The 3570-nt window shown below is 46.6% G+C and carries 5 protein-coding genes; 3 read left to right on the plus strand and 2 right to left on the minus strand.

The window, feature by feature from the left end:
- Positions 1–75 precede the first annotated feature (75 nt).
- The gene (locus tag F6K57_RS39835) at positions 76–225 is read left to right on the plus strand and encodes a hypothetical protein (protein ID WP_293022569.1); all 150 of its coding nucleotides are present in this window, start codon (positions 76–78) and stop codon (positions 223–225) included.
- Here F6K57_RS39835 and F6K57_RS39840 read toward each other — a convergent pair.
- On the minus strand, positions 202–369 hold the full coding sequence (locus tag F6K57_RS39840) for a hypothetical protein (protein ID WP_293022565.1): 168 nt from the start codon (positions 367–369) through the stop codon (positions 202–204). The genes F6K57_RS39835 and F6K57_RS39840 overlap by 24 nt on opposite strands.
- A gap of 121 nt (positions 370–490) precedes the next feature.
- The gene (locus F6K57_RS39845; protein ID WP_293022562.1) at positions 491–1102 is read right to left on the minus strand and encodes a Crp/Fnr family transcriptional regulator; all 612 of its coding nucleotides are present in this window, start codon (positions 1100–1102) and stop codon (positions 491–493) included.
- Between the two features lie 104 nt (positions 1103–1206).
- Here F6K57_RS39845 and F6K57_RS39850 point away from each other — a divergent pair, with 104 nt between their 5' ends.
- Entirely contained in the window at positions 1207–2247 is a 1041-nt protein-coding gene (locus tag F6K57_RS39850) for a chlorophyll a/b binding light-harvesting protein (RefSeq protein ID WP_293074344.1), read from the plus strand.
- A 95-nt stretch (positions 2248–2342) separates the two neighbouring features.
- A partial coding sequence (locus tag F6K57_RS39855; RefSeq protein WP_293074347.1) for a chlorophyll a/b binding light-harvesting protein occupies positions 2343–3570 on the plus strand: 1228 nt, incomplete at its 3' end.

Below are 3570 nucleotides of genomic sequence, written 5' to 3' on the forward strand. Positions count from 1 at the left end.
CCTAGAAAGATGAGTGGAAGGCTTAACTCCAATTGCTGACTACCACTCCTCCCTCAGGCAACAATAAATTGCACCTTGACCGTTTTATACCGGATTATCCCGATTAATGACGGTTTAAGAGTATCTCTCTCACCAGACGCCAAGATTTCTCTAGATGCTTACCCCAATGTGCTGTCTTGGATGGAGCGGATTAAGCAATTATCAGGCTACATTGCGATCGCATAATTTCGGGCATTGCTGAATCTTCGAATTAATATGAGTGGGGTGGGCATCCTGCCCGCCCGAAATTATTGATAACGGGCAAGATGCCCGTTCCACCAAGATGCCCGTTCCACCAAGATGCCCATTCCACAAAACTATTAAAATCATTCTATTATTAAGCAACGCATAATTTCCTCCCCACCATCAGCCCGTAACTTAATCACGTCCATGGCGCTAGCGGTACTCTTTCCAGGTATGCTGAATCTAGCGCCATTGATAGCATTTTCATTTATATTTCAGAACAATCGCGCAACACAATACAGTATCGACGAGGACGACTGATTATCCCTTCTTCCTCAAACTGCTTGATCAGCCTGGTGATGGTTACTCGTGTGGTGCCAATCATCTCAGCTAGTTCTTGATGGGTCACTGGTATATCAATAAGTTGCCCACTACAGACGGGACGACCGAACTTCCGGGCTAACCAACTCAAAAACTGTTGCAAACGCTGAGAGACTCTTGGTGTTCTAATGATACACAGCAACTCTTCTGTCTGTCGCAGATGGCAAACAATAGCCTCGGATAAGCGGTAAGACTGAGACAAAGACAGACATTGCGCTTTAACCCTAGTCAAACACTCGATCTCGTAAGTTTGCAAGTTAGACAAAGATTTCCCCACTACATCCCCAACTCCCCAATATCCTAATGTAATTACTGTTCCTTCGTCATTCCAGGTCAAGGTTTTAACCACACCCTGTTGAACTACCCATAGTTGATCGGGTTCTAGAGCAATCAAGTCATGGCGCTTAAAGAGATGAACAGATGGCTTGAACCTAGTGGTGACAGGGTTCTGAGTGACTAACGATTGCTGTGATCCCTTACCAAATCTGCGAATTGTCATGATTCTTAATAAAAATAGGTTTCATTTTCCTTAAGCAGTAGTGTAAGCTATTCCAAGTAACTATTGAATATATTTTGCAATAAAATCCTAGGAGGTGTAGTATAGTGGCAAACATTGCTGAGAGTTCCCGATTAGTAGAGGGAGAGTATGGTTGGTGGGCAGGTAACGCTCGCCTCACGGAGTTATCCGGGAAATTATTGGGGGCTCATGTTGCCCATGCTGGTCTAATCGTCTTCTGGGCTGGAGCAATAACCCTGTTTGAACTATCCTGCTTCAATCCTGCCAAACCCATGTACGAACAAGGCTTAATCCTGCTGCCCCACTTAGCAGCTCAAGGCTGGGGCGTTGGTGCTGGGGGAGCTATAGTGGATACTTACCCCTACTTTGTGATTGGTGTTTTGCACCTGATCTCTTCAGCATTTCTCGGCTTTGGTGGTATCTTCCACGCCCTCCGTGGTCCGGAAACTTTAGAAGAAAAGTCTGGCTTCTTTGGGTATAGCTGGGCAGATGGGGACAAAATGACCACTATCATTGGCATTCACCTGATTCTACTGGGATTTGGAGCTTTCCTACTGGTGGCTAAAGCGATCGCGTTTGGGGGGTTGTACGATCCAGCAGTGGAGAATGTGCGAGTCATTAACAACCCTACTCTCAATCCAGCAGTGATTTTCGGTTATCTGTTTGGTACTGTGGGCAAGAACTGGATTGCTGGAGTCAGTAACCTAGAGGATGTAGTTGGTGGTCATATTTGGGTTGGTCTACTGTGTATTGGCGGTGGCTTTTGGCACATCAAGACTCAGCCATCTGAGTGGACGCGCGGTCTTTTTATTTGGTCTGGAGAAGCCTATCTTTCCTACAGCTTGGGTGCTTTGGCGCTGATGGGCTTTATCGCCGCGTACTTCTGCGCTGTTAACACCGTAGTCTACCCAGAAGTCTTCTATGGACCTGCCTTATCAATTAAGCTGGATGTTTTCCCCTACTTTGCCGATCCTAACTCTAGCTTCCCTTCTTGCCGGAGTTGGTTAGCTAATGCTCACTTCTTCCTTGGGTTTTTCTTCCTCCAAGGTCATATTTGGCATGCTTTGCGAGCAGCTGGGTTTGATTTTGGCCGGGGTCAGGTAGTAGCTTCTGAAGCTACTACTTAAATTCAGATTAATGCAATTAATTCTAATAAAGTGTGTATATAATGGCACTTTATTGACCAACTCAAAATGCCAATAATTCTCAAAGAGGTACATCAATGACAGCAGTAATTGCTGATAGTCCCAACCAAGGCCAAATCTCAAAAGTAGGCTGGTGGGCTGGTAATGCTCGTTTTATTGAATTATCCGGTAAGTTGCTAGGTGCTCATATCGCCCATGCTGGTTTGATAGTCCTGTGGGCGGGAGCAATGACCCTGTTTGAACTATCTCGCTACAACCCTGACGTGCCGATGTATGACCAGGGATTAATCTTGTTGCCCCACCTGGCTTCGTTAGGCTTGGGTGTTGGGTCTGGTGGTCAAATTATCGACACCTATCCCTATTTTGTAGTTGGGGTCTTGCATTTGATTTCCTCAGCAGTGCTCGGAGCTGGAGGACTTTACCATTCCCTGCTTGCCCCAGATAAATTAACCAATGATGGCACCTTTGCTGGTTTCTTTGGCTATGACTGGGAAGACTCCGACAAGATGACCACCATTATCGGGATTCACCTCATCCTTTTGGGGGTTGGTGCTTGGTTGTTGGTAGCTAAAGCCCTGTTTTGGGGTGGACTATTTGACCCCTGGGCGAGTGGCGGTGGCAATGTACGAGTGATTACCGATCCCACCCTTAGCCCTGTCAAAATTTTTGGCTACTTAGTTGGTGCATCCGGTTCAGAAGGCATGGCAGCCGTGAAGAATTTAGAAGATGTGGTTGGCGGTCACATCTGGATTGGTTCGATCTGCATTGCTGGTGGTTTCTGGCACATCTTAACCAAGCCATTTAACTGGGCACGTGAGGTTTTGGTTTATTCCGGGGAAGCTTATCTCTCCTATAGCTTAGGGGCGCTGGCCTACATGGGAATTTTTGCCGCCTACTTTGTCATGGTCAATGACACCGTTTATCCAGAAGTGTTCTATGGTCCAGTAGGGACTTTAGAAGCCAGTGATGGCATCGTTTCTGCTCGCGGTTGGTTAGCAGCATTCCACTTTGTCTTTGCGGTGTTATTTCTGTTCGGTCATATCTGGCATGCTATCCGGGCGCGAGGAGCAGAAGCTGGTTTTGACTTCAAAAAAGGTGAGCTGATTATCCCTCGGAGTAATCCTCAAGTTGGTGACTTGGCAACCCCAATTAACTCCTCAGATATTAGCCTTAACTTCCTCAAAAACCTACCTATTTACCGTCCCGGTCTTTCTCCCCTGTCCAGGGGTCTAGAAATTGGCATGGCTCATGGGTATTTTATCTTTGGTCCGTTTGCCAAATTAGGACCGTTGCGGGATTCACAGA

The sequence above is a fragment of the Moorena sp. SIO4A5 genome, from assembly GCF_010672005.1.
Taxonomy (GTDB): Bacteria; Cyanobacteriota; Cyanobacteriia; order Cyanobacteriales; family Coleofasciculaceae; genus Moorena.